The following is a 21,377-nucleotide window of genomic DNA, read 5'->3' on the forward strand; positions in this document are numbered from 1 at the left end:
GCGGACCCCCGGCCGCCGTCGGTGTGCTGCACCGCCCTCTCGAGGCGCCGCCGCGGTCAGAAGTCGATGCGCATGACCCGGCGCCGGATGGTGGGGCTGCTGACCTCCCGCATGCCCGCCTCCTCGAACACCTGGCGGGCGCCGACATGCAGTTCACCCCAGATGACTTTCCGCCCGGGGGCGGATTCCATCGGATACGCCTCCAGGGCGCGGGCGCCGGACTTCTCGGCGAAGGACACCGCCGCAGCTGCCAGCGGGTAGGTGAGACCGCGGCCCCGGAACCCCTTGCGGACCGCGAGGCAGGTCACCGCCCACACCCCGGGGTCGTCCCGGTCCTCGTTCCGGCCCGCCCACACCACGCGCGAGGTGAGCAGCTTGGGGTAGGCGGTGCGGGGCTCGACCGCAACCCAGCCGACCGGCTCACCACCGGCGTAGGCCAGCAGCCCGGAGGTGGCGGTGGCGTCCGGCCGCCCGCAGGCGGTCTGCTCCCGGAGGGCGTCCATCCGCTCCTGTTGGGTGGTGTCGCGCCAGATGTACCCGGCCACCTTGAACCGCTGGCACTGGCAGCGGCCCGCGTCGGTGTCGCCGAGCACGGTCGCGATGTCGTCCCAGGACGCCTGGTTGGCGGGGACGACGGTCAACTCCGCAGGTGCAAAGGGTTCTGGGCTGTCCGTCGGCTGCCGGCTCACAGGGCTCCTCAGTCCCGCGGCGGGTCTTCGCCCACCAGGCCGTCCACGGACTCGCGGATCAGATCGGCGTGTCCGGCATGCCGCGCGTACTCCTCGATCATGCTGACCACGGCGAAGCGCAGGCTCGGCGATTCGCCGGTGCGGCTGCTCACAAAGGTGCCGACCAGGTCGAGCCCGCCCTGCGCGAGCAGTTCGGCGACCAGTACCCGGGACCGCTGGACCGCGGCCCGCCAGAGCGCGAACAGCACTTCGGGGGTGTCGTCGGCGGCGGTGCGCCAGTCCCAGTCCGGGTCGGCGTCCCAGTCCACGGTGTCCCAGGGCGCGCCCGGCTCCTCGTCCCGCATCAGGCGCAGAAAATGGGAGTCCTCGACCGCGGCGAGGTGCTTGAGCAACCCCCCCAGGGTCACCGTGGACGGGGCGAGGGTGGCCCGCAGGCCCTCCGCGTCCAGGCCGGAGCACTTCCACTCGACCAGGGCACGCATCCGCTCCAGCGTGGTGAGCAGGACGGCGGCCTCGCTCCCGGCCAACGGGGTGTCAGCCGGGATTTCTACCTCAAGGCTTGTCATGCCACAAGAGATTATCAGCGGCCCTGGCACCCCCCACGGCCCCTGTTTCAGGTGACTGCCTCCTGCTTGCCGGGCGTCCTAATGTGCGGTTCGTACCGGGTGGCCCGGTCGTCCGCCGGCCCCCGGGGTCCTCACATCCCTCGGAGAGAGTCGCCACCGTGGTCTTGATTTCCTCGCAGCCCGAACCGGACGCGGCCACCGCCGATCTCCTGCCACATGTGGTACGGCTGGGGCCCAACCTCTGGGGCGCATCCTTCAAACTGATGAAGATGGTCCCCGCCCATCACATCGTGGACTCCGCGCTCGCCTCCGGCGAGATCGGCCCCGAAACCGTCATCGTCGAGTCCACCAGCGGCACTTACGGTCTGGCCCTCGCGGTGAAGGCCGCGTTGGTCCGCCGCCGGCTGGTCCTGGTCACCGATCCCGCCATGGACGAGCGGCTCTGCCGCCGGGTGGCCGACCTGGGGGTCAGTGTCGAGATGTGCCGTACGCCGTCCGCCCTGGGCGAGTACCAGACGGTCCGGCTGGCCCGGCTCGCCGAGGTGCGCGCCCAGCACCCGGACCACTTCTGGCCGCGGCAGTACGACAACCCGCTGAACCCGGCCTCCTATTCAGTGGTCGCGGAGCACCTGCACCGCCGGCTCGGTCCGCTGGACGCGCTGATCGGCCCGGTCGGCTCGGGTGGTTCGATGTGCGGCACCGCAACCGGGCTGCGCCGCCACAACCCCGCCCTGCGAGCCATCGGGGTGGACACTCCCGGCAGCGTGCTGTTCGGCCAGCCGGACCAGGTGCGGGAATTGCGCGGTCTGGGCAACAGCGTGCTGCCCGGCATCCTCGACCACACCGTGTTCGACCAGGTCCACTGGACCCCGGCCGGTGAGGCCTATCGCCACACCCGCGGCCTGCACCGCGACAAGGGCCTGTTCCACGGCCCCACCTCCGGGGCCGCCATGGCGGTGGCCAACTGGTGGAGCGAACACAACCCGGACGCCCGGACCGTGGTGATGCTCCCGGACCAGGGCGACCGCTATCTGGACACGGTCTACGACGACCGCTGGCTGGGCGCCGATCCGGCTCGCCGGACCACCAATGAGCCGCGCGAGGTGACCTCGCCCACCGGCGAGTGCGACTGGACGTGGATGCGGTGGGACCGGCGTCGGCTGACCGACCTGCCCGAGCCCGTCGGCGTCCCGCGGTGAGCCGCGAGGAGACGGCCGGCACCGGACGGATCAAAGGCGCCCTCTCGCGGACCGCCCAACGCCTCTACTACGGGCTGCCGGACGACACGGCCGACCTGGCGGCGCTGCGGCTGATCTCTCGGGTCGACCGGGCACATGTGGTGATGCTGGCAGAGCAGCGGATCATCCCGCCGGACAGGGCCGCCGCACTGCTGCGCACCGTCTCCCTGGTCGAGGCGGACGGCTTCGCCGACGTACTGGACAGGCCCCGACCGCGAGGCCTGTACCTGGCGTACGAGCAGGTGCTCAGCGAACGGTGCGGCGCGAAGACCGGCGGTCTGCTGCACACCGGCCGTTCCCGCAACGATCTCAACGCCACCACTGCCCTGCTGGCCCTGCGCAGACAGGGCACGGACGTCCTCGCCTACGGGTGCCGCCTGCTGACCGCCCTGCTCACATCGGCCGGCGAGCACTTGGACGCCGTGATGGCGATCCACACGCACTACCAACCGGCCATGCCGGTCACCTACGGCTACTACCTCACCGGCGTCGCCCTGGCCCTGCATCGGGACTTGGAACGGATCGCCCACGCGCTGCGTTCGATCCGGCGCTGCCCGCTCGGCGCGCACGCCGTGGCCGGCACGGACCTGGCGCTGAACACCGCACGGACGGCGGCCCTGCTCGGCTTCGAGTCCGGCCCACTGCACGCGGTGGACACCATCGCCTCCCGGGACGCCGCGCTCGATGTGCTGGCCGATGCCGCCCACCTGGGCGTCACGGTGTCCCGTCTGGCCACCGACCTCCAGTTGTGGAGCACCAGCGAGCTCGGCTACCTGGAGTTCCCGGACTGGCTGGTCGGCAGCTCCTCCGCCATGCCGCAGAAGCGCAACGCCTTCCTGCTGGAGTACCTGAAGGCCCGCCCCAGCCGGGTGACCGGTGCCTGGATCACCGCCGTCACCGCGAGCAAGGCGGTGCCGTTCACCAATTCCATAGAAGTCGGCACCGAGGCCATGGCACCGGTCGGGGCGGCGCTGTGCACCACGGGCGAGGTCCTCGCGATGGCCGCCCTGGTGGTCGCCGGGGCCCGGCCCCGGCGCGGAGTCGTGGACGCGGCGGCCAGGCGGGGGTTCGTGGACGCCACCGTGCTGGCCAACGAACTGGTGACCCTCGGTGTGCCGTTCCGTGAGGCACACGAGCGCATCGGCGCGGCCGTGCTGCGGGCCGTCGAGAGCGGCACCGGCTGGCCCCCGGAGGGGCTGCCCCGGCGGGACCTGCGTGAGATCACCGACCGCGCCCGGTACGGCGGCGGCCCCGGCAGCCGGGAGACCGCCCTGGCCGCCGCCTGGGATCTGCGCCACGGTCTGCGCCGGGAAGTGGAAGGGCTGCGCACCTCAGAACGGCTGGCGGCCGACCGGCTGCGTCTCGCGAGTGAGGAACTCATCCATGGCTGCTGACCTCGTGCTCTTCGTCGAGAGCAACACCACCGGCACGGGACGCCTATTCGTCGAACGGGCACGCTCCCTCGGCCTGGAGCCGCGCGTACTCTGCGCCGACCCGGGCCGCTACGCCTACCTGGCGGAGCTCGCCGTCCCGCACCATCCGTGCGCCACCGGCGACCCGGAGGCGGTCCTCGCCCTCTGCCGGACGCTGGCCGGGGAACACCGCGTACGCGGGGTGACCTCAAGCTCGGAGTACTTCATCACCACCGCAGCCGCCGCCGCCCGGGCGCTCGGCCTGCCCGGCCCGGATCCGCAGGCACTCGCCGCCGCGCGCGACAAGTCGGTCCAGCGCCGACTCTTCGCGGAGCACGGCGTGCCCTCACCGGCCTTCCGCACCGCCGGCTCCTCAGAGCAAGCCGTACTGGCCGCCGCCGAACTCGGACTGCCCGTAGTGGTCAAGCCCCCGGGACGCTCCGGCTCGATCGGCGTCCGACGCTGCGACACTCCGGAGGCGGTCGCCCGACACGCCGCGGAGCTGCTCGCCACCACTGTGGACGAACGAGGCCTGCCGCTGTCTGCCACGGTGCTGGTCGAGAGCTACCTGGACGGCCCGGAGTTCTCGGTCGAGGTCTTCGACGGCCGGGTACGGGCCGTCGTCGGCAAACACCTGGACCAGGCGCTGGGCTTCCTGGAGACCGGCCACGACGTACCCGCCCCGGTCGACGAGGCGGTCCGCGCCGAACTCGGGGCCGTCGCGCTGGCTGCGGTGGCCGCGCTCGGCCTGGACTGGGGCGCGGCCCACGTCGAACTGCGCCTGCCGGACGGCCGGCCCGCGGTGGTCGAGGTCAACCCGCGCCTGGCCGGCGGCATGATCCCGCAGGCAGTCTTGGCGGCCACCGGGCAGGACCTGATCGCGGAGCTGATCGCCCTGGTGGCCGGCCGCGACCGGGTGCGCGGCCCGGCGCGCACGGATGCGGCGGCCATCCGGTTCGTGGTCCCGGCCACCGACGGCGCGGTGTCCACCGTGCCCGATCCGGCCGCCGCCCGACGGCTCCCCGGTGTGGTCGACGCAGCCGTCGGCGCCCGCAGCGGGCAGCTGATCACCCGTCAAGGCACCTTCATGGACCGCCTCGGTCATGTGATCACGGTCGGGAGCTCGCTCCGAGAGGCGGCCGACCGTGCCGACCACGCCGTGCGGACGCTGTCCGTCGGCATCTCCCCCGCCGTCCTGTCCGATGTCACCACCGGCCCGAGCAGCACGGCCCCGACCCGGGAATCCACAGCGTCGAAGGGCGGCTACCGCACATGACCACGACCACCCGCGGCACTGCGGTGCCCGAACTGTCCGGCAGGGAGACGGGGCCCGGAGTCCTGCTGGACGGGCTGGAGCACGCGGGCGCCGTACTGATCCGGGACGCCGGTGTGGATGGCGCCGACGCGCTGGCCGACCTGGCCGCCGAGCTGGGGCTGGCCGCCCTGGACCAGCCCGAGCCGTTCGCCCTTCGCCGACCGCTGGGCCGCGGCGTCTGGTCGCAGCCCGCCTGGCCCACCACCTCCCCGATGTGCATGCACCACGAACTGGGGTGGCAGCGCCAGCCGCCTCCCTACCTGCTGGTCGCCTGCCTGCGACCGGCGCATTCGGGCGGCGCCACCGGCGTGGCAGATGGCCGCGCGGTCCTGTCACTGCTGCCGGAGGACATGACCGCCCGGGCCGGGGCGCACGGCTGGAGCATGGTCCGGCGATACGCCCCCGGGTTGCTCGGCATGCCCTGGCAGGACGCGTTCCCCGGCATGGACGCCGCCGGCGTGGAGGCGTACGCCGCAGACGAGGGGATCGAGCTGGAGTGGAGCCCGGAGGGCCTGAACACCCGACGCACCCGGCCGGCCATCCGCTCCACCGGTGGGGACGGCACTCCGGCCTGGTCCAACCTGCTGGCCTTCTGCAGCGAGTGGACCATGGACCCGGCGGTCCGCGCCTACCTGGTCACCGCCCTGGGCCGGGAGCACCTGCCGTTCGAAACCGGATACGGGGACGGCACCCCGTTCACCGCCGAGGACGTGGCGACCGTGAGTTCGGCGTACGAGCGTGTGACCAGCCGGATCGACTGGCGGACCGGCGATGTCCTGCTGCTCGACAACCTGCGCACCGCCCACAGCATGGAGCCCTCCAGCGACGACCGGCGGACGGCAGTCCTGCACGCCGGCCCGGTAGCTGCCACCCACTCCTGAAGAGGACCGCACTGATGTCCCTGCTCGACCGAGCCACCGACCGACCGGTGCGGCGGCGGGCGGACCGGCCAACCCGCCGTTCCCTGGCCGCCTCGCTGCTCGTTCCGGTCCTGCTGTTGCTGACCGGCACGGCAGCCGTCGTGCCCCTGGCCACGCCCGACCCCGCACCCGCTACGGCCCCGGCCGGGCGTTTCTCGGCGGAACGGGCCCTCGCGGCTCTCCCCGACATCGCCGCCGAACCCCACCCCAGCGGCTCGGTCGCGCAGGAACGCGTCCGCGAGCGCCTCCTCGAACGGCTGCGGGCCGCCGGCACCTCGCCTCAGGTGATCACCCGGGTAGCCTCCCGCACCGAGGCGGGCGAGAGCGCAGTCGGCAGGGTCAGCGACATCTACGCAACCGTCCCCGGCAGCGATCCGACCGGCACGGTCCTGCTGGTCGCCCACTACGACTCCGTTCCGACCGGACCGGGGGCCGCCGACAACGGCGCCAACGTCGCTGCGGCCCTGGAGGTCCTCAGGGCCCTGCAGAGCGGCCCCCGCCCGCGCAACGACATCGGCCTCCTCCTCACCGACGGCGAGGAGTACGGGCTGCTCGGCGCGCAGGCCTTCATCGACTCGGGCCTGGCCCCCGACCTGCGGCGTACCACCGCGGTCAACCTGGAGGCCCGCGGCACCTCCGGACCCGCCGTGCTCTTCCAGGCCCTGGGCGAGGGACTCACCCCCGCCGTCCGGCAGGCCGGGGCGTACACCACCTCGCTCGCCGACGAGGTGTTCGGCCTTCTGCCGAACGACACCGATCTGACCGCCCTGTCCGATGGGGGCATGCGTGGTCTGAACCTCGCCTACTTCGAGGGCGCGCCGCATTACCACACGCCGCACGACTCGATCGATCGGGTCAGCGCGGCCAGTACCCAGGACATCGGCGACGCCGCGCTGGCCGCGGTTCGGCAGTTCGCCGGTGCGGACCTGTCCGCGGCAGGCGGCCGGAGCACCTACTTCTCGGTCGCCGGTACCGTGCTCTCCTACCCGGAGCAACTGGTCCTGCCGTTGGCGGGCACCGCTGCCCTCGGCTGGAGCGCGCTGCTCCTGTTCGGGCGCCGACGCGGCTTGTCGGCGCGCGGCGCGCTCCGGGCGGCGGCGGCTCTGCCCGCCGCCCTGCTGGTCGCGGCGCTGGTCGGGGCCGCAGGCTGGTGGGTGCTGTCCCTGCTACGGCCCGACCTCGTGCTCACCGCCGGCAACGCCCACAACCCCGGGCGCTATCTGTGCGCCGAGGCGCTCCTGCTCGCCACCGCCCTGCTCGGCTGGTATCGGTGGCTGCGCCGACGGGTAGCACCACTCGACCTCGCGATGGGCGTGCTGGCCTGGTTCTGGCTGCTGGCTCTGATCTGCTCGGTTCTGCTACCGGGAGCCGCCTACCTGTTCACCTGGCCCGCTCTCATCGGCACCGCCGCCGCGGCGCTGGCCGTCCGCCTCTCCGGCCCTGAGTCCCTGTGGCGCACGGCCGCCGCCGGAGCCGCCGCGGTCCCGGCCATGGCCTTGACCCTTCCGCTGCTCCTCCTGCTGCTGCCCGCTCTGGGGCTCTCCTTGACCGCCGTTCCGCTGACCCTGGCCGCCCTGCCCGCCACCCTGGTCCTGACCCAGCTCGACCCGCTGCTCATCCGGCCCGCCCCGGCGCGGTCCCGACGTGCTCTGACCGCGGCCACCGCCGCACTGGCACTCATCGCGGCCGGCACCTTCGGCGCGATCACCGCCGTCGACGGCTACAACGCCGACCGCCCGCGGGCCGTCAGCCTCGGCTACCTACTGGACGGCGACACCGGCAGGGCCCTCTGGGTCAGCTCGGGCGGCCCCGACCAGCCCGTTGTCGGCCCGTTGATGACCAATGGCCGGCTGGTGCCCGGTGACGGCGTCCCGATGTTCCGCGACCTCGGACTCCAGGCCGGCCCGGCCCCGCGCGCGGCAATCGAGCTGCCTCGCACCGATCGCCCCACCACCACCGTGCAGAACGGCGTCCGGGTCGTTCGGGCCAAGATCCATCTCCCGGCCGGCACCCATCGCTTCGTCCTCTACGCCAATACCAGCCGACACACCGTCCTCGACGCGACACTGGACGGCGCACCCGCTGCCGGCAGCCCCAATCTCCCGGCCTCTGCCGGAGACTGGCGCTGGACCACCTCCTACGCCGCCCCGCCGACAGACGGCGTGGACCTCACCCTTCGCTACCGCGGCGACGGCCCACTCCCCCTCCAGATTCTTGCCTTTCAAGCAGGCCTGCCCGCCACCCCCACCACTCCCTCCCTTCCCGCCGACCTCACCTGGACCGCCTGGCCCTCCGTCGCCGGCCAATCCCTGATCGTCCGCACTCTGGCACTCTGAATGGGCGTTCAGCGTGTCAGAGGCGGTGTACCGGAGGGCGCCTCGCTATCGCTGGTGACGCTCACCGTCAGAGCTGTGGGTCAGCAGCCCTTGACGGCCGGCTCCAGAATCGCCACGCACTCCGCATGAGGCGTCACAGGAGAGACTTCCGCCTCGCGAGATCCTGATTCAACGCCACGATGTTGCATCGGGCGCAACCGTGGGAGCTGGTGTGGTTTCCACTGATGTGCCGGGCTCAGTCGGGGATGAGTCCAGGAGCCGCGATCAGACCATCTCGGGGCGTTCCTCCGGAGTGCCGGCGAGGTGGTCGAAGTACTCGTCGATCAGGTCGATAAGGCCGGCCACGGCGTGCTGCTCAGTCTCGGGTGACCAGGGCTCCTCGGGGCGGCCGTCGGGAAAGATCAGGTTCTCGGCCAGGACCGAGTACACCAGGTTCCTGCCGTAACCCAGCTTGGCTGCGAGCCACTCCCTGAACCCGTACAGCAGGATTTTGTCGGAGGCGATGTCATAGCCGTTGAGGAACGCGACCGCCGCCCTGAAACCGACACGGCCGACGAACTGTTCCGGGCTCGTCCTGAAGCGGGCCCAAAGGTCCTGGTATGACCACGTCGGCTTGCCCCGGCCGCGGCCCCAGGCAGCGGGCACATGTCTCAGGTCGGTGCCGACCCCCCAGGTGGAATACGAGACCGCCTCCGGCCCCACGCCAAGAGCCGCGAGGAGGCTGCCCCCGCGGGCAGCCGGATCGACAGGCCCACCCTTGCGGGTCCACACGTGGGTTCCCGGAGCGTCCCCCTCGTGGTGGGTGACGACGAAGTCCGTCCCGTCCAGCTCGAAGAACGCCGCCCGCACACGGCCGTGCCCGTCCCACGAGCTCTCAAGGGTCAGCTTCAGCCGCCGCGCCACCGCCTCCAGGTCCACTGAAAGCAGCGCCAGGGAGCTCAACGGCCAGGTGGCGCTCTGGAACATAGACGCCTGCCGCACCGGATTGCGCCCACCTGCCCGGAGCCCCGTCGCAGGCTCCCAATCGTCCTCTGCATCTGGTACTTCGATCATCTCGGTCACGAGGGACAGTCAACCAGTAGACGAACTCGTGCCTGCCGGCCGTCAGTTGTTCACGAAGCTGCGGTCATAGCCATTACCAAACGGCTCCGCCAAAGCACATACCGCACAGTTGGAATGACGCTCCCCGCCAGTCGGCACCAAGGCCTGGACACACGACAAGCGCGTCGCCTACGCCAACCGCCCCGACGACCCTCGCCACCTCGAAGCCGTCAGCCGGCGCGCCAACCGCCAGAAGTCCGACCAGGACGTCACGGAGCGGCTGCTCATCCCTTCAAGCGCAGTGCCGGTACGTGAGCTACTGGGTGCCGATCAAGCTCACCTGGGGCCTGGCCACGAACTCGCCGCTCTGAACACTCTCGCCGACCGCCGCCCCTGGCATGCCCAACTCAAGTCCGCGAACGACATAGTCGGCGATTCGGCCAACTACGCGTGCCTGTGCACCTCGCGGAACCTGGGCCAGTGCCCCCTTCACGCGCCGCCGTCCGCTCCATCTCGGGATTCCAGAACCGACCGAAACACGTGTGTTCGATATGCCGGCCAGGTCGTTGAGCAGCACGACTCAGTCATGACCGACCGGCGCTGAAGACCGAGCCTGCAATGCGGTTGCCCACCTCGACCTCACGCCCACGAAGGGAGACGTATGAGCACGCTTCTGCCACTGGAGGACTACGTGGCGACACTGCCGAAGGCAACCCTCTTCGGCGCGCTCTACTTCACCGATATGAACGGCTGGCCTGTGCAACTCCATGCGGTCTACGGCACCGAGCATCCATGGCAGCTGCCGGGAGGTACGACAGAGTCGGGTGAGCGACCGTGGGAGACCGCCGTACGCGAGACGGAAGAGGAGACCGGGCTCATGGTTTCCGGGCCCCCACGCCTCCTGGCGGCCGTCTTTGGTCTTCCCGGGGCAGCATGGCCCCTGGCGACTGCCGGATTCGTATTCGATGGCGGACGTCTCACCGACGAGCAGATCGCAGACTTGCGCCTCGCCCCCGAGGAGCACGACGAGGTGCGGACCCTTCCATTGGAGGAGTGGAAGGCGCTCATGCCGGAACGTGACTACGCACGTCTCGCCGCGCTTGCGGACGCGCGCAGGACTGGGAGGGCGGCATACATCGGCGCCTGGGACTGGGACGCCGGCCCGGACGACACCACCACGAGCGCCGAGGAAGTTCCACGGTGAGCGCGCTGAAGGCACCGCCTCCACCATGAGAAGGACCCGGTCGCCGTCTGAAGAGCGAAGATCGCGCGCCCCCGAGAACTCCAGCAGCGCACCGGCAACGGGGCCGGCATCACCAGGCGGTCTCCAGCCTGCGCACGACTACCTCAACGCCCCCTCGCTCCACTCTTCGATCCGGACGGCACCGATGCTTGGAACGACGCCTCAAAACGCGCCGCCCTCTGAGGCCTCCGGCCTCTACCGAAGGCAGCACGCGCCCGGCGCCGTCCTCTCTTCGGAGCTTCTGATCGAGTGCCGCGCATCGCCAACCACTCGAACGTGTGGATTGAAGAGGACCCGCCAAGCGGCCCTTGCCCGAGATACCAAAACCGCATCCACGTTCGAGCCATGCGCCCGTCCGGGACCGTTACGGCTTCGGGTCCGGCGCGTTCCTGGAGCACCAGCACCAACCACCCGCCCCGACGGAGGACGCGACAACCCGCCGTCGGCCAATGCAGAGCGGGACGCTGTATGCCCGTAAAGCTGGTGCGGGCCACTCCTTCGCATGAACGCCCGGCATTACACCGAGGCCGGGGTGCACCCCCTTCTAGGGTGCTCAGTGCAGCATTTGAACCGGAAGAAGCGAGATGTCCATGCGGGAAGAAGCGATCGCACGGGTCCAACTGGTATTCACATTGTTCGACGCCGATGGGAACGGAGTCATCGAAGCGGACGACTTCGAGCTCATGGCGGAAAGAGTCGTGGCGTCAGTCCCGGAAGCCGACGCAGGCAGGCACGAAGCGATGGTGAATGCCTTCCGGACCTACTGGCAGACGCTGGCCGAAGAACTGGACACCAACCGTGACGGCCGCGTCGACTATGCCGAGTTCCAGGACGTTGTCCTCGCACCGGAGCGTTTCTGCGCAGCGGTTACCGAATTCGCCGACGCCCTCACTGCGGTCGCGGACCCGGACGGGGACGGAATGGTCGAACGACCCACCTTCGTCGCCGTCATGAAGGCCATCGGCTTCGCCCCGCGCAACATCGAAGCCCTCTTCAACGCCCTGGAACCCGCCGGCACGGAGCAGGCCTCGGTCCCTGCTTGGACCGAGGCCATCAAGGACTACTACCGGCCGGACAAGGCAGGCCTCGCGGACCACCTGGTCACAGCACCAGCCGGCTGACCACCCGCGCCGGCGCAGGCAACTACTGCGTAGGGGGCCTTGTTCTGTATGCGCTCTCCCGCCTGCAAACAGATGACAGAAAGCTCAGCCGGCACTGCCCTGCCGCCAGCCCCGCACCGTACCGGCGGGCGGCAGGGCCTTCTGGGCCCCGGCTCTGCCGCCCGCCGGTGGTCGTTCAGGACGCGGAGCGCTTCTTCGTGGGCTTCGAGGCCGTGGTCTCCTTCGTCGCGGTCTTCTTGGCAGCCGTCTTCTTCGCGGGGCTCTTCTTGCGGGGCCGGATGTCGTGCACGGTGGCGTCCTCGCCGCTCTCGCGGCGGCCTTCCCGCGCTGCTGCCACGGAGGCGTTCAGGGCGGCCATCAGGTCCATGACCTTGCCGGACTCCCCCGCCCCGCCAGCTTCGGCCGGCTCGGGCCGCTCCTTGCCCTCGGACTTCGCCTCGATCAGCTCTTCCAGAGCATCGTGGTAGCGGTCCCTGAACTGGGCGATGCCGTCGGTGGCCATGGACTCGGCAAGCTGGACGGCCTGCTCGATCTCCGCCTCGTCCACCTCCACCCGTCTCGGCGCGAGGGATGCGGGGCTGCGGACCTCGTCGGGCCAGTGCATCGCATGCAGCACGATCACACCCTCCCTCACCTGCAGCAATCCCAGCCGCTCGCGACCGTGCCACGCGAACTTCGCAATGGCCGCCTTGTCGGAGCGCTCCAGGGCCTTGCGCAGGAGGGTGTAGGGCTTGGCCGCGACCTGGCCGTCCGCGCCGAGGTATTAGCTGTCGCCGATCCGTACCGGGTCGATGGTGTCGGCGTCGACGAACGCGACGATCTCGATCGCCTTCGCGGTGGGCAGCGGCATCTCCGGAAACCTCGTAGCCCTTGCCGATCTCCTCCTGCGACAGCTCCTTCTCATCGAGCTCGCAGACCTTGCGCGTACGGACCCGGCCCATGTCCTCCAGGTGCACCCGCCGGAAGTGGATCGAGTGATCCTCCGTCGCACTGATGATCTTCGTGGGGATCGTGACCAGCCCAAAGCTGATCGCTCCCGACCACAGCGGCCGCGGCATACGCACACACCTCCAGCCCCCCTGCGGGCAGAGACGGCAACGGGCCGCGCGCCGGACACATCGCCCAGCGGACGCCGGCCGCATCTCGATCCTCGCGCCGCGCACGGGCCGCCGCATCCCGAGCCCCGGCCCGGGGCGACGCGTGTCAGCAGTCGCTTGCGGTTCGGTAGCAGCGAATCCCACCAGTACGTGCGGTGGTAGGGCACGGGCCATCGTTCCTCGGCCAGAACGGATGCGGACGGCGAGGGCGTCACCTCGGGGAAACGGCCCCGCACGAGAGCGAGGGCGGGGTTCTACCGGCCGCCGACCCTGATCATCAGTCGGGCGCGCCCCTCTGAAGTCGGAGATGCTCTCGCCCACCGGTGTCGGGCGATGACCACGTCCACGGCGAGCACAATGCTGACGACAGCTTCTCGCCGCGGCTGCGGGTTTCGGAACGACGCAGTCGAAGAGGGACAGCAAGCAGCTCTCCCACATCGATCGTCAGCCAACACCTACACGGCCATGCCGGCACCGTGCCCCACCACCCTGGCCGGATCCCGACCGGGCCGTGGAGCCGCGCCGCCGACCAGCCTCACCAAGCTCTCGAGCCCCCCACGCTCCCCTTGTCCCACGAGTAGCTGCGGCCGGTGTGCTGTGGGTCACGTTCGCGCGTGGCGGGGTGCGCCCCTGCCACGCAGCTCAGGCATTCTCTCTCGGCGGCCGTGCGCAGGGGCACGGCGTGGTGACTGACAGGGGGAGCGATGTCGCGAGACGCGGGCGGGGAGCGGGAGCGGGGTACAAACCGCGGACGGGGCGTGATCGAGGGGGCGTTCGCGCTCCTGGACGCATTGCGCAGGTGTGGCGGGGAGGCGGGACTCACTGAGATCGCCGCGGTCTGCTCCCTCCCGAAGGGGAGCGCGCACCGGCTGTTGGAGCAGCTGCTTCTGGTGGGCGCCGTGGAGCGGCGGGGCAGCCAGTACCGTGTCGGCTCGCAGCTCTACCGCCTCGGGCAGGTCTGGGAGCCGCATCCCGGCTTACGAGTGGCGGCTCGCCACCCGCTGCACCGGCTGCGGGCGGTCACCGGGGCGAGTGCGCTGCTGACCGTCCTGCACGATGGCCGGGCCCTGACTGTGGCATCCGTGCCGGGCGAGGTGGAGCCGCTGGTGCCGGTGCGAAACGGGATGAGCTTCCTGTTGGACACGGCGGCCGGCCAGGTACTCAGCGGTCGGGGCGGGGCCGGGCCCGGCGGTCGGCTGGCGGGGGCGGTGCTGGAGTGCGCGGAGGTGATGGACGGGGTGTGCTGCGCGGCGCTTCCGGTGCGGGGGCGTGATGACCGGACCATTGCCGCGATCGCCGTCATGACGTCATCCGCGCAGGGGCTGCAGCGGGCGGCCCATGAGGCGGCGCTGGCGGCCGCGGCCGTCACAGCGGCCCTCGCCCGTGCAGGCACCCCCTCGCCCTGCCTGCCTCCGGTCCTGCACTACTGACGTGCCGTCACCGATGAGCCCGTCGGGCAACTGATTGCCTTCGCGCGCGGGTTCCGCTCAGCGGAACGCGCGTAGAACGGCGGGCAGCGGCTTCGGCAGTCTGTTCCTCGAGCCGGTCGGGGGACCGGCAGAAATTCTGAGATCAGGGGGACAACATGACCATCCGACGACTGACCGCCGTCGCCCTCGCAGGCGCGCTGGGCCTCACCTCGCTGGTGGGCGCCGCGGGCGCCGCGCAGGCCGATCCGGTCGACTACGTCCAGATCCGACTCGTCGACCTGTACTGCGGCGATGAGAGCGAGGGCGACCACGACGAGGCCTACCTCAACATCGCGGCGAACGGCGGCAAGGCCGTGAAGCTCTGGCCAGCCAAGGCGTCGTACCAGACCATGGGCACCGGCTACCGCCGCACTCTCGACGAGAGCAACGGCAACGCCTTGCTGGTCCTGGGGAAGACCGAGTCCCGCACACTCTCGCTGTGGGACTACGACAGCACCAGCAGCGACGACCGGCTCGGCTCGGTGACCATCACGGGCAACGAGTTCGGCGCGGAGACGCAGTACCGGGTGCTGGAGGGCTCCGGTGGCGTCTACACCATCGCCTACCAGGTCATCGACATCTGATCCACCCCTCCGGCCGGACCCTCAGGGTCCGGCCGGACCGCGACAGGAACACGTGACAAGGGGCCACACAAGTCCCCACCCGTGCCCCGGGATGCAGAACTCACCGGGAAGCCGGCTTGCACAGCCGGTCGGCCCCTGGGTTCCTCATAGGTCGGCCCCTGGGTTCCTCAGGGGAACAAACACTGAGCATGGTTCGCCGGTGCCCGCACCGGAGGTCATGCCAAGACGTGGGCCTACCGATCCTGGGTTTCCAGTCGGCGCGGGCCGGCTGGGTCAGAGATCCACGACGGCCCAGACGCGTCGGCCGTCCGGGCCCGTGTCCATCCCGCACTCGGTGACGGGGCGGTGCGCCGTCACCTGGTGCAGCACCTCCGAGCCGGCATCATCGTCCAAGTCGGCGAGACCAGGATGATGGGACAGGGCAAGGATGCAGGCCTGCCCGTCCTGGTCGGACAGATGCACGGACACCCGATGACCCTGGTCCGCGACCGTGGTCTCGACGAGGAGCACCGTGACCGCCTCAACCGCGTCCAACACGCTCTGACCGGGCCGAAAATCCCACGCCGCAAGCTGTGTGAGGACCGCTTCCTTGGCCTTGTCGGGCGCCCACCGGTTCGCCGTGTACACCCAGTTCGCGCCACGCCGACCCCGCATCACCACCCCGCACCGCGCCGACCTGACAAGCCCGCCCGAGCCGCCGTCTGCAGTCTCGGGGCGAGGCGGGGAGACCGGCTTCTTCGGCGGCGGAGGCGTCTTCGGTGGATACGACGGCGGGGTCGGCTGCTCGATTGGCGCTGCTGGCATGGGGCCCTCCCGAAATGGACAGGCGCAGAGGGATACGCCCTGTAGTCAGGTTAGGGCGAAGAGCGATGCGACCGGGGGGATTGCGTGGAATACCCCGCTTCACCAGGGAAAAACCGGGCAACCCCGGAGAGGAACGGGGTCCTGCGGCGGAACACCCCGCGTCGGCCGGCGGGCCCAACACGTATGGGGGCCGGAGTCGGACGTTCGCTTCGTCAGTTTCCTGCCCGGGGCCCCGGGACTCTCGGCAGGAGCTCCCCACAACGGCCGGCTCCCAGCGGCCCAGGCGGCGAGCATGCGCCGGTCGGCCAGGTGCATGTGCAGCTTCTCGGCGAGCGGTGCGCAGCGACCGGAGAATCGCCCGTTCGTGACCACGAGGACGATGTCGGCGCCGTAGAGCTGGCGGGCCGTGCCGTTGACCCGCTGAAGGTCGGGGGTGCCGACGGCGGAGCCCCGGTCGCCGGCGCGGCGGTGCTTGCACTGGATGACCCAGACGCGGCCGTGGGGGTCGGTGGCCAGGACGTCGGCGCCGTTGTCGCCGGATCCTCCGACCTGGCGGGCGTCGGTGCATCCGTCGCGGCGCATCAGGTCCCGGATTGCGTACTCGAAGTCGCGGTGGCCCAGCGCGTCGAGTTGGGGAAGTGCGTAGCGCAGCGCCTGCTGCTGCACCCGGCTCCAGGCTTGTCTCTGGCGGCGCTGGTTGACGAACCAGGTCGCGGCCACAACCGCGACGGCGGCGAGCATGGCCATGGCCCACAGGTGGGTGACGAGCCAGGCGACGGCGAGCCACACCATGGCGATGCCCAGGATGCCGGCGCCCAGAAGGAGGACCTGGCGGTCTCGCTGCCGTTGCCTACGGGAGCGGGCATAGTGGCGGCGCGGGGTGGTACGGCGTGCGGGGCGCCGCGTCGGGGGGCGGCGACGTCTCGGGCGACGGGTGGGCATCGGGTGGGCTCCGGGGTCAGTGGGCGGAATCGGTGATGCCGGAGGCCAGCTGACCGAGGGCATTGAGGATGCCCTCGCCTACCGGGGTCGGAGCGATCACCACACCCGGGGCGAGCACGATGACGACGGTCAGCTTCTCGTCGTTGCGGCTGCGGGCCTCGGTACGGCGGCGCAGCCGCAGCAGGACGATCACGGCGAGCAGGACCCCCACGTTGATCGTCAGCATCATGGCCGCAGCCCTCCCCCGCATCCACCCGATCCTTCGGCACCCTGTCTACCGACGCGCACGCCTTCATGGCACTCAGTCACCCAATTTTGACGCGATGTAATCGCTTGGCTTGATCGCGGAACCGGGTCACCGATGGCGCCTGTCTCGCGGCTGGGGCAGGCCCACCAGCCCCCGACCGCGGCGCGCAGCCGCAGTAGTCACGGCGCCCCATGCACGCAGATGCGTGGCGAAGTCGGTGTAGGTGCTCGCGCGGCCTGCCCAGCCCTCGCACGCGGCGGCGAACGGTTCGCTTAGCGCCTCCAGGCGGGACTGCACCTGCGTCCAGGCGCGGGCCGTCACGAACGCGTCGACGAGAGGGCGCATGTCGTCCCACGCGTCGTCCACGTGAGGGAGCGGGCCGACAGGCGCCGGTGGCCATGTTGAAGTCGTACTCGGCGCACCATGCGGCCTCACGGTCGGGATCCACACCCAGCCGCCGTTCCGCCTGCCACTGGGGTACTCGCAGCACCCGCGCGAGGGCCCGGCTGCCGGGGATGCCGCCGGTCAGCACCCGCAGCACCTCCTCGTACGGCTCCCGGGCGAGCAGACACAGGGCCAGGACGAAGTACACGACCAGCCGAGCCGACAGGAGTCGGCGCCGCCGCTCGGCACGGTCGTGCGTAGAGGAGCTTCTGCTCGACGCGCAGGTCCGGGTTGGGGCGGCCGCGGTGCACGGGGGCAGCGTTCAGTGAGGAAGCGGCCAATGTGGTCCTCGGTCGTCTCGTACGCGGCGGTCGCCGCGCGCACGAGGCGGGGCCGGTCAGGGGGTCGCGGGCGCCGAGGTAGCGGGGGCGCCGTCGATCAGCCACTGCGGGAGGCCGGGGCCCTCGGTCTGGACGAGCTCGGTGGCAAGGTTGTCGGTCTTCAGCTCGTTCGGGACGGTGCGCCCGAAGGGGATGAGGCGGATGATGGGGCGCCAGAAGGCCTGTCCGCCGGTGGCGACCTCGGGGCGGTGGTTGCCCAGCAGCCACAGCTTGCGGAGCTGGGAGGACCGCTTCGGCGCCCGGGTCGTGGCGGTGTTCGGCAGCGGCCTCGAATCCGCGCCAGGCCAAGTGCGGGGCGTTGCGGCCCGCCCCGCGCCCCAGATCTGGCCGAAGAACGCGTCGGTCCCTTCAACAGGAACGCACGCCCGGAAGCGGGCGCGAGGACTGGGGTGCGGGCTGGCTGGCCGCCGCGGTAGCGGATCCGGCCCCGGGCGTGGGGTTCAGGCGGCGGGAACGGCGGTACCGCGCACGAGCGGGCGCCCGGCGCGGGCCCAGGCCGCGGTGCCACCCGCGACGGAAACGGCGTCCACGCCGAGAGCCACGAGGTGTCCTGCGGCCCGGACGCTGCGGTTGCCGCTGCGCAGATCACGTATCCCGGCCGATCACCTGGCAGCTCGCCGAGTACGGCGCCGAGGGCTGAGAGCGGGGTGCTCCCGGCACGCGGCCGGCGGTGTACGCGTCGGGCTCGCGGACGCGGGCCTCCGGCGCGTGTTCGGCACCGAGCTCCTCGCCGAGGTCGAAAGCAGTGATGCATGCGGATGTGGTGGTGCCGGCGGGGGCGATCGACGACATCGACCGGCTGGCTCAGAGGGCGACGAGTCTGCTGAACAGCTCCCTCGCCCCCACACACCAACGAGCACCCAAGCCGACAGGCACACCATCAGACACTCTTGTCAGCGGGTCTTACGGCCCCTGATCCCTGGAGGCGGCGGAGAGGAGGATGAGCGCGGCACGGCGTGCGTGCTCGCCGGCGTCGGCCCGGTCGTGATATGCGGCGACGACGGTAGCGCCTTCAACCAGCATGAGCAGCTGCCGCCCCAGGAGGCGCGGATAAGCGGCTCCGGCCCGGCCGGCGATGTGGGTGAAGATGTCGAGGTAGCCGCCCAAGTGGCCTGCGGCGAGGGCGCGTACGGGCTCGACGTGATGCTGTGCGGCAGCGTTTAGCATGGCGCAGCCGCGGAAGCCAGGCTCGTAGTACCACTGCTGGAGGACGTCGAACACGGCGGTGAGCTGATCGGCTGGGTCGTCACCGGCGGTCGTGACGGCTTGGGTCAACCAGTTCGTCACCCGCTCGCTGCGCGCGTGCAGCACGCTCTCCACGAGGCCCTCTTTGGTGCCGAAATGCCGGTAGAGCGTCTCCTTGGACACCCCGATGCCGGCGCACAGCTCGGCAACGCCGATGCCGTCGAGCCCGCGCTCGTACAGCATCCGGGTAGCTGCTTCCAGGATGGTGGCGCGGGTGCGCTCGGGGTCAATCGTGGAGCCCTTGGGAACTGCCATGCATAGATGGTACCGGTCGGTTCGGTCTGCTGCTAATATCGAGTTCGTACCGATCGGTTCGATCTCAGGGGTGGTCATGCCGGACGTTCTTGTCCCGCCGCACGGCGGCGTCTGCGCCCCGGGGTGGGGCCAATGACGCAGACGGGGCGAGAGACGGTGCGCGGAGCTGCTTGGTGGGCAGCCCGGCTGGCGCTCGGCACCGCCTCCGCGCTCGGTGTGGCGCGCTTCGCCTACGGGCTGATCCTCCCGGCACTGAAGGAGGACCAGCGCTGGACCTTGGCGGAGGCCGGGGCAATGAGCGCCGCCAACGGGCTGGGTTATCTTCTCGGCGCACTCGTGAGCCCGGCGGTCCTTCACCGCTGGGGCGCCACCGCCGCCTTCCGTGCGGGGATGGCGATCGTGGCCGTGTCGCTGGCTGCCACCGCCGTGAGCGAGGGCTACCTGGCACTGCTGGTCTGGCGGACCGCGGCCGGAGTGGCCGGGGCGGTGGTGTTCGTCGCCGGCGGTGTGATCGCCTCACGGGTTGCTGCCCGGGTCGGCTCGGGCCTGCCTGTCACTGTCTACTTCGCCGGCACCGGGCTGGGCGTGGTGATCAGCGGTGTGACCGTCCCGTTGCTGGGCGAACACTGGCGCCTCGCCTGGGCCGGTCTGGCCGCCGCCACAGCGCTGGCCACGGCGGGCAGCTGGGCCGCTGCCAGGACCGACGAGATCCCGCACACCTCAACGGCCGGACGAGCGCGGATGCGCCCCCTCCGGGAGGCCGCTTCGGCCTACCTGCTGTTCGCCGCCGGCTACATCAGCTACATCACGTTCCTGTCCGCCTACCTCGCCGAGCGGCATGCTCCGCTCGGACAGGTCGTGCTCACCTGGACCGCCCTGGGCGTGGCCACTGTGGCGGCGCCCGTGCTGTGGAGCCGCCCGATCGAACGGTGGCCCGGCACCCGGGCTCTGGCGACTCTGCTCACTGTGCTGAGCGGTGGGGCGGCGCTGGCGCTGGCAGCACCCGCTCCCCTGGTCATCCTCGCCTCCGCGCTCGTCTACGGCGCGACGTTCATGAGCGTCCCCGCAGCGGTCACCGCCCTCATCAAGACCACCGTTCCGCCCGCTGACTGGGCGCCCACCCTGGCGGCCTTCACCACGGTGTTCGCGGCCGGACAGACCGCTGGGCCGTTGATCGCCGGTGTAGTCGCCGATCACACCTCGACCGCGGCCACCCTGGCATGGACCGCGATCCTGTGCGCCGCGGCAGCCGTGACCGCAGTCGCCGGGCATCATGTTCAGCCTTCTCACGGCCAGGTGCGAAGCGAACCAGAACGCGAACTCGACAGAGACAAGGACACAGGAGCGGAATCATGACGAACTTCGTGCTCATCCCGGGAATGTGCCACGGCGGGTGGTGCTTCGAAGAGCTCACCGGGCAGCTGCGCGCTCACGGGCATGTCGTCCACCCACTGACCCTGACCGGGCTCAGCGAGCGCAGCCACCTGTTGCACGGCGGAGTGAACCTCGACACCCATATCCAAGATGTGACCGGGGTACTGGAGGCCGAAAACCTTCATCACGCGGTGCTGGTCGGCCACAGCTATGGAGGGATGGTGATCACCGGGGCCGCCGACCGTGCCCCCGAGCGGGTGGATGCTCTCGTGTACGTGGACGCCATGGTGCCAAGCCACGGCGACTCCTGCTGGTCCCTGGTCACCGATCAGGAGCGGCGGTGGTACACGGACGTGGTGGACAGCGGCTACGCGGTACGGCCGCTGCCGTTCTTCGATCCGCGGGCCACGCCCCACCCGCTCGCCTCGCTGTTCCAACCGATCCGGCTCACCGGCGGCCCGGCGCACATCCGCCGCAGAGACTTTGTGTACGCCGCCCAATGGGACGGCCCGTCCCCATTCGCCCCCGTCTACCAGCGGCTGCGGGACGATCCCGCGTGGACCACCTACGCACTGTCCGGCGGCCACAACCTCATGCGAGACGCCCCGCAGGACCTGGCGAAGATCCTGCTCGAGATTGCTGAAGCCGTTGATCACCGGCCCGTCCCCGCACCACATGCACAAAGGCCGTAATG

General features: G+C 70.8%; 20 protein-coding genes and 2 pseudogenes. 11 read left to right on the forward strand and 11 right to left on the reverse strand.

The features are described from left to right. Positions 1-56: 56 nt before the first annotated feature. Complete coding sequence (locus tag ACN6LM_RS23845; RefSeq protein WP_445067417.1) at positions 57-641, reverse strand: GNAT family N-acetyltransferase; 585 nt, start codon at positions 639-641, stop codon at positions 57-59. Between the two features lie 56 nt (positions 642-697). After that, positions 698-1,255 carry a DinB family protein gene (locus ACN6LM_RS23850; RefSeq protein WP_445067418.1) on the reverse strand — a complete coding sequence of 186 codons (558 nt, stop codon included), beginning with the start codon at positions 1,253-1,255 and terminating at the stop codon, positions 698-700. Positions 1,256-1,413: 158 nt separating this feature from the next. Here ACN6LM_RS23850 and ACN6LM_RS23855 point away from each other — a divergent pair, with 158 nt between their 5' ends. From ACN6LM_RS23855 to ACN6LM_RS23875, 5 genes are read left to right on the forward strand one after another with little or no spacing between them, the layout of a single operon-like run. After that, on the forward strand, positions 1,414-2,454 hold the full coding sequence (locus ACN6LM_RS23855) for a pyridoxal-phosphate dependent enzyme (RefSeq protein ID WP_445067419.1): 1,041 nt from the start codon (positions 1,414-1,416) through the stop codon (positions 2,452-2,454). Next, positions 2,451-3,887 carry a lyase family protein gene (locus ACN6LM_RS23860; RefSeq protein ID WP_445067420.1) on the forward strand — a complete coding sequence of 479 codons (1,437 nt, stop codon included), beginning with the start codon at positions 2,451-2,453 and terminating at the stop codon, positions 3,885-3,887. Before ACN6LM_RS23855 ends, ACN6LM_RS23860 begins: the two co-directional genes overlap by 4 nt. Then, positions 3,877-5,181, forward strand: coding sequence for an ATP-grasp domain-containing protein (locus ACN6LM_RS23865; RefSeq protein WP_445067421.1), 1,305 nt, complete (start codon positions 3,877-3,879; stop codon positions 5,179-5,181). The genes ACN6LM_RS23860 and ACN6LM_RS23865 overlap by 11 nt, the downstream gene beginning before the upstream one ends. Further along, on the forward strand, positions 5,178-6,101 hold the full coding sequence (locus tag ACN6LM_RS23870) for a TauD/TfdA family dioxygenase (protein ID WP_445067422.1): 924 nt from the start codon (positions 5,178-5,180) through the stop codon (positions 6,099-6,101). Before ACN6LM_RS23865 ends, ACN6LM_RS23870 begins: the two co-directional genes overlap by 4 nt. Before the next feature lie 14 nt (positions 6,102-6,115). Next, positions 6,116-8,476, forward strand: a complete 2,361-nt coding sequence (locus tag ACN6LM_RS23875; protein ID WP_445067423.1) for a M20/M25/M40 family metallo-hydrolase — start codon at positions 6,116-6,118, stop codon at positions 8,474-8,476. A 264-nt stretch (positions 8,477-8,740) separates the two neighbouring features. Here ACN6LM_RS23875 and ACN6LM_RS23880 read toward each other — a convergent pair whose 3' ends face one another. Continuing rightward, the gene (locus ACN6LM_RS23880) at positions 8,741-9,538 is read right to left on the reverse strand and encodes a hypothetical protein (protein WP_445067424.1); all 798 of its coding nucleotides are present in this window, start codon (positions 9,536-9,538) and stop codon (positions 8,741-8,743) included. 640 nt (positions 9,539-10,178) lie between these two features. Here ACN6LM_RS23880 and ACN6LM_RS23885 point away from each other — a divergent pair. Further along, positions 10,179-10,721 (forward strand): NUDIX domain-containing protein, encoded by a 543-nt coding sequence (locus tag ACN6LM_RS23885; protein WP_445067425.1) that lies wholly within the window; start codon positions 10,179-10,181, stop codon positions 10,719-10,721. A 629-nt stretch (positions 10,722-11,350) separates the two neighbouring features. Next, positions 11,351-11,881, forward strand: a complete 531-nt coding sequence (locus ACN6LM_RS23890; RefSeq protein WP_445067448.1) for an EF-hand domain-containing protein — start codon at positions 11,351-11,353, stop codon at positions 11,879-11,881. A 175-nt stretch (positions 11,882-12,056) separates the two neighbouring features. Here the strand turns inward: ACN6LM_RS23890 and ku are convergent. Continuing rightward, positions 12,057-12,939 (reverse strand): annotated as a pseudogene (ku, locus tag ACN6LM_RS23895) (non-homologous end joining protein Ku). A 797-nt stretch (positions 12,940-13,736) separates the two neighbouring features. On the opposite strand from ku, the gene ACN6LM_RS23900 reads away from it, so the two are divergent. Further along, on the forward strand, positions 13,737-14,408 hold the full coding sequence (locus tag ACN6LM_RS23900) for a helix-turn-helix domain-containing protein (RefSeq protein ID WP_445067426.1): 672 nt from the start codon (positions 13,737-13,739) through the stop codon (positions 14,406-14,408). A gap of 155 nt (positions 14,409-14,563) precedes the next feature. After that, complete coding sequence (locus ACN6LM_RS23905) at positions 14,564-15,031, forward strand: hypothetical protein (RefSeq protein ID WP_445067427.1); 468 nt, start codon at positions 14,564-14,566, stop codon at positions 15,029-15,031. A gap of 273 nt (positions 15,032-15,304) precedes the next feature. Here ACN6LM_RS23905 and ACN6LM_RS23910 read toward each other — a convergent pair whose 3' ends face one another. The 7 genes and pseudogenes from ACN6LM_RS23910 to ACN6LM_RS23940 all read right to left on the reverse strand — a co-directional run bounded on the left by ACN6LM_RS23910 (position 15,305) and on the right by ACN6LM_RS23940 (position 19,309). Beyond that, on the reverse strand, positions 15,305-15,658 hold the full coding sequence (locus tag ACN6LM_RS23910) for a hypothetical protein (protein ID WP_445067428.1): 354 nt from the start codon (positions 15,656-15,658) through the stop codon (positions 15,305-15,307). Between the two features lie 276 nt (positions 15,659-15,934). Continuing rightward, a complete protein-coding gene (locus ACN6LM_RS23915) occupies positions 15,935-16,777 on the reverse strand; it encodes a restriction endonuclease (protein WP_445067429.1) in 843 nt (280 codons plus the stop codon). A gap of 16 nt (positions 16,778-16,793) precedes the next feature. Continuing rightward, positions 16,794-17,003, reverse strand: a complete 210-nt coding sequence (locus ACN6LM_RS23920; RefSeq protein WP_445067449.1) for a hypothetical protein — start codon at positions 17,001-17,003, stop codon at positions 16,794-16,796. 79 nt (positions 17,004-17,082) lie between these two features. Continuing rightward, positions 17,083-17,616, reverse strand: coding sequence for a hypothetical protein (locus tag ACN6LM_RS23925; RefSeq protein ID WP_445067430.1), 534 nt, complete (start codon positions 17,614-17,616; stop codon positions 17,083-17,085). A 49-nt stretch (positions 17,617-17,665) separates the two neighbouring features. Next, positions 17,666-18,021: pseudogene (locus ACN6LM_RS23930) on the reverse strand (DNA primase); the annotation flags it as partial. A gap of 373 nt (positions 18,022-18,394) precedes the next feature. Continuing rightward, entirely contained in the window at positions 18,395-18,601 is a 207-nt protein-coding gene (locus tag ACN6LM_RS23935) for a hypothetical protein (RefSeq protein WP_445067431.1), read from the reverse strand. A gap of 111 nt (positions 18,602-18,712) precedes the next feature. Then, positions 18,713-19,309, reverse strand: coding sequence for a TetR/AcrR family transcriptional regulator (locus ACN6LM_RS23940; protein ID WP_445067432.1), 597 nt, complete (start codon positions 19,307-19,309; stop codon positions 18,713-18,715). A 132-nt stretch (positions 19,310-19,441) separates the two neighbouring features. On the opposite strand from ACN6LM_RS23940, the gene ACN6LM_RS23945 reads away from it, so the two are divergent. Then, positions 19,442-20,665 carry a YbfB/YjiJ family MFS transporter gene (locus tag ACN6LM_RS23945; protein ID WP_445067433.1) on the forward strand — a complete coding sequence of 408 codons (1,224 nt, stop codon included), beginning with the start codon at positions 19,442-19,444 and terminating at the stop codon, positions 20,663-20,665. Then, positions 20,662-21,375 (forward strand): alpha/beta fold hydrolase, encoded by a 714-nt coding sequence (locus tag ACN6LM_RS23950; protein ID WP_445067434.1) that lies wholly within the window; start codon positions 20,662-20,664, stop codon positions 21,373-21,375. The genes ACN6LM_RS23945 and ACN6LM_RS23950 overlap by 4 nt, the downstream gene beginning before the upstream one ends. Positions 21,376-21,377 lie beyond the last annotated feature (2 nt).

The sequence above is a fragment of the Streptomyces sp. SAS_281 genome, assembly GCF_052542855.1.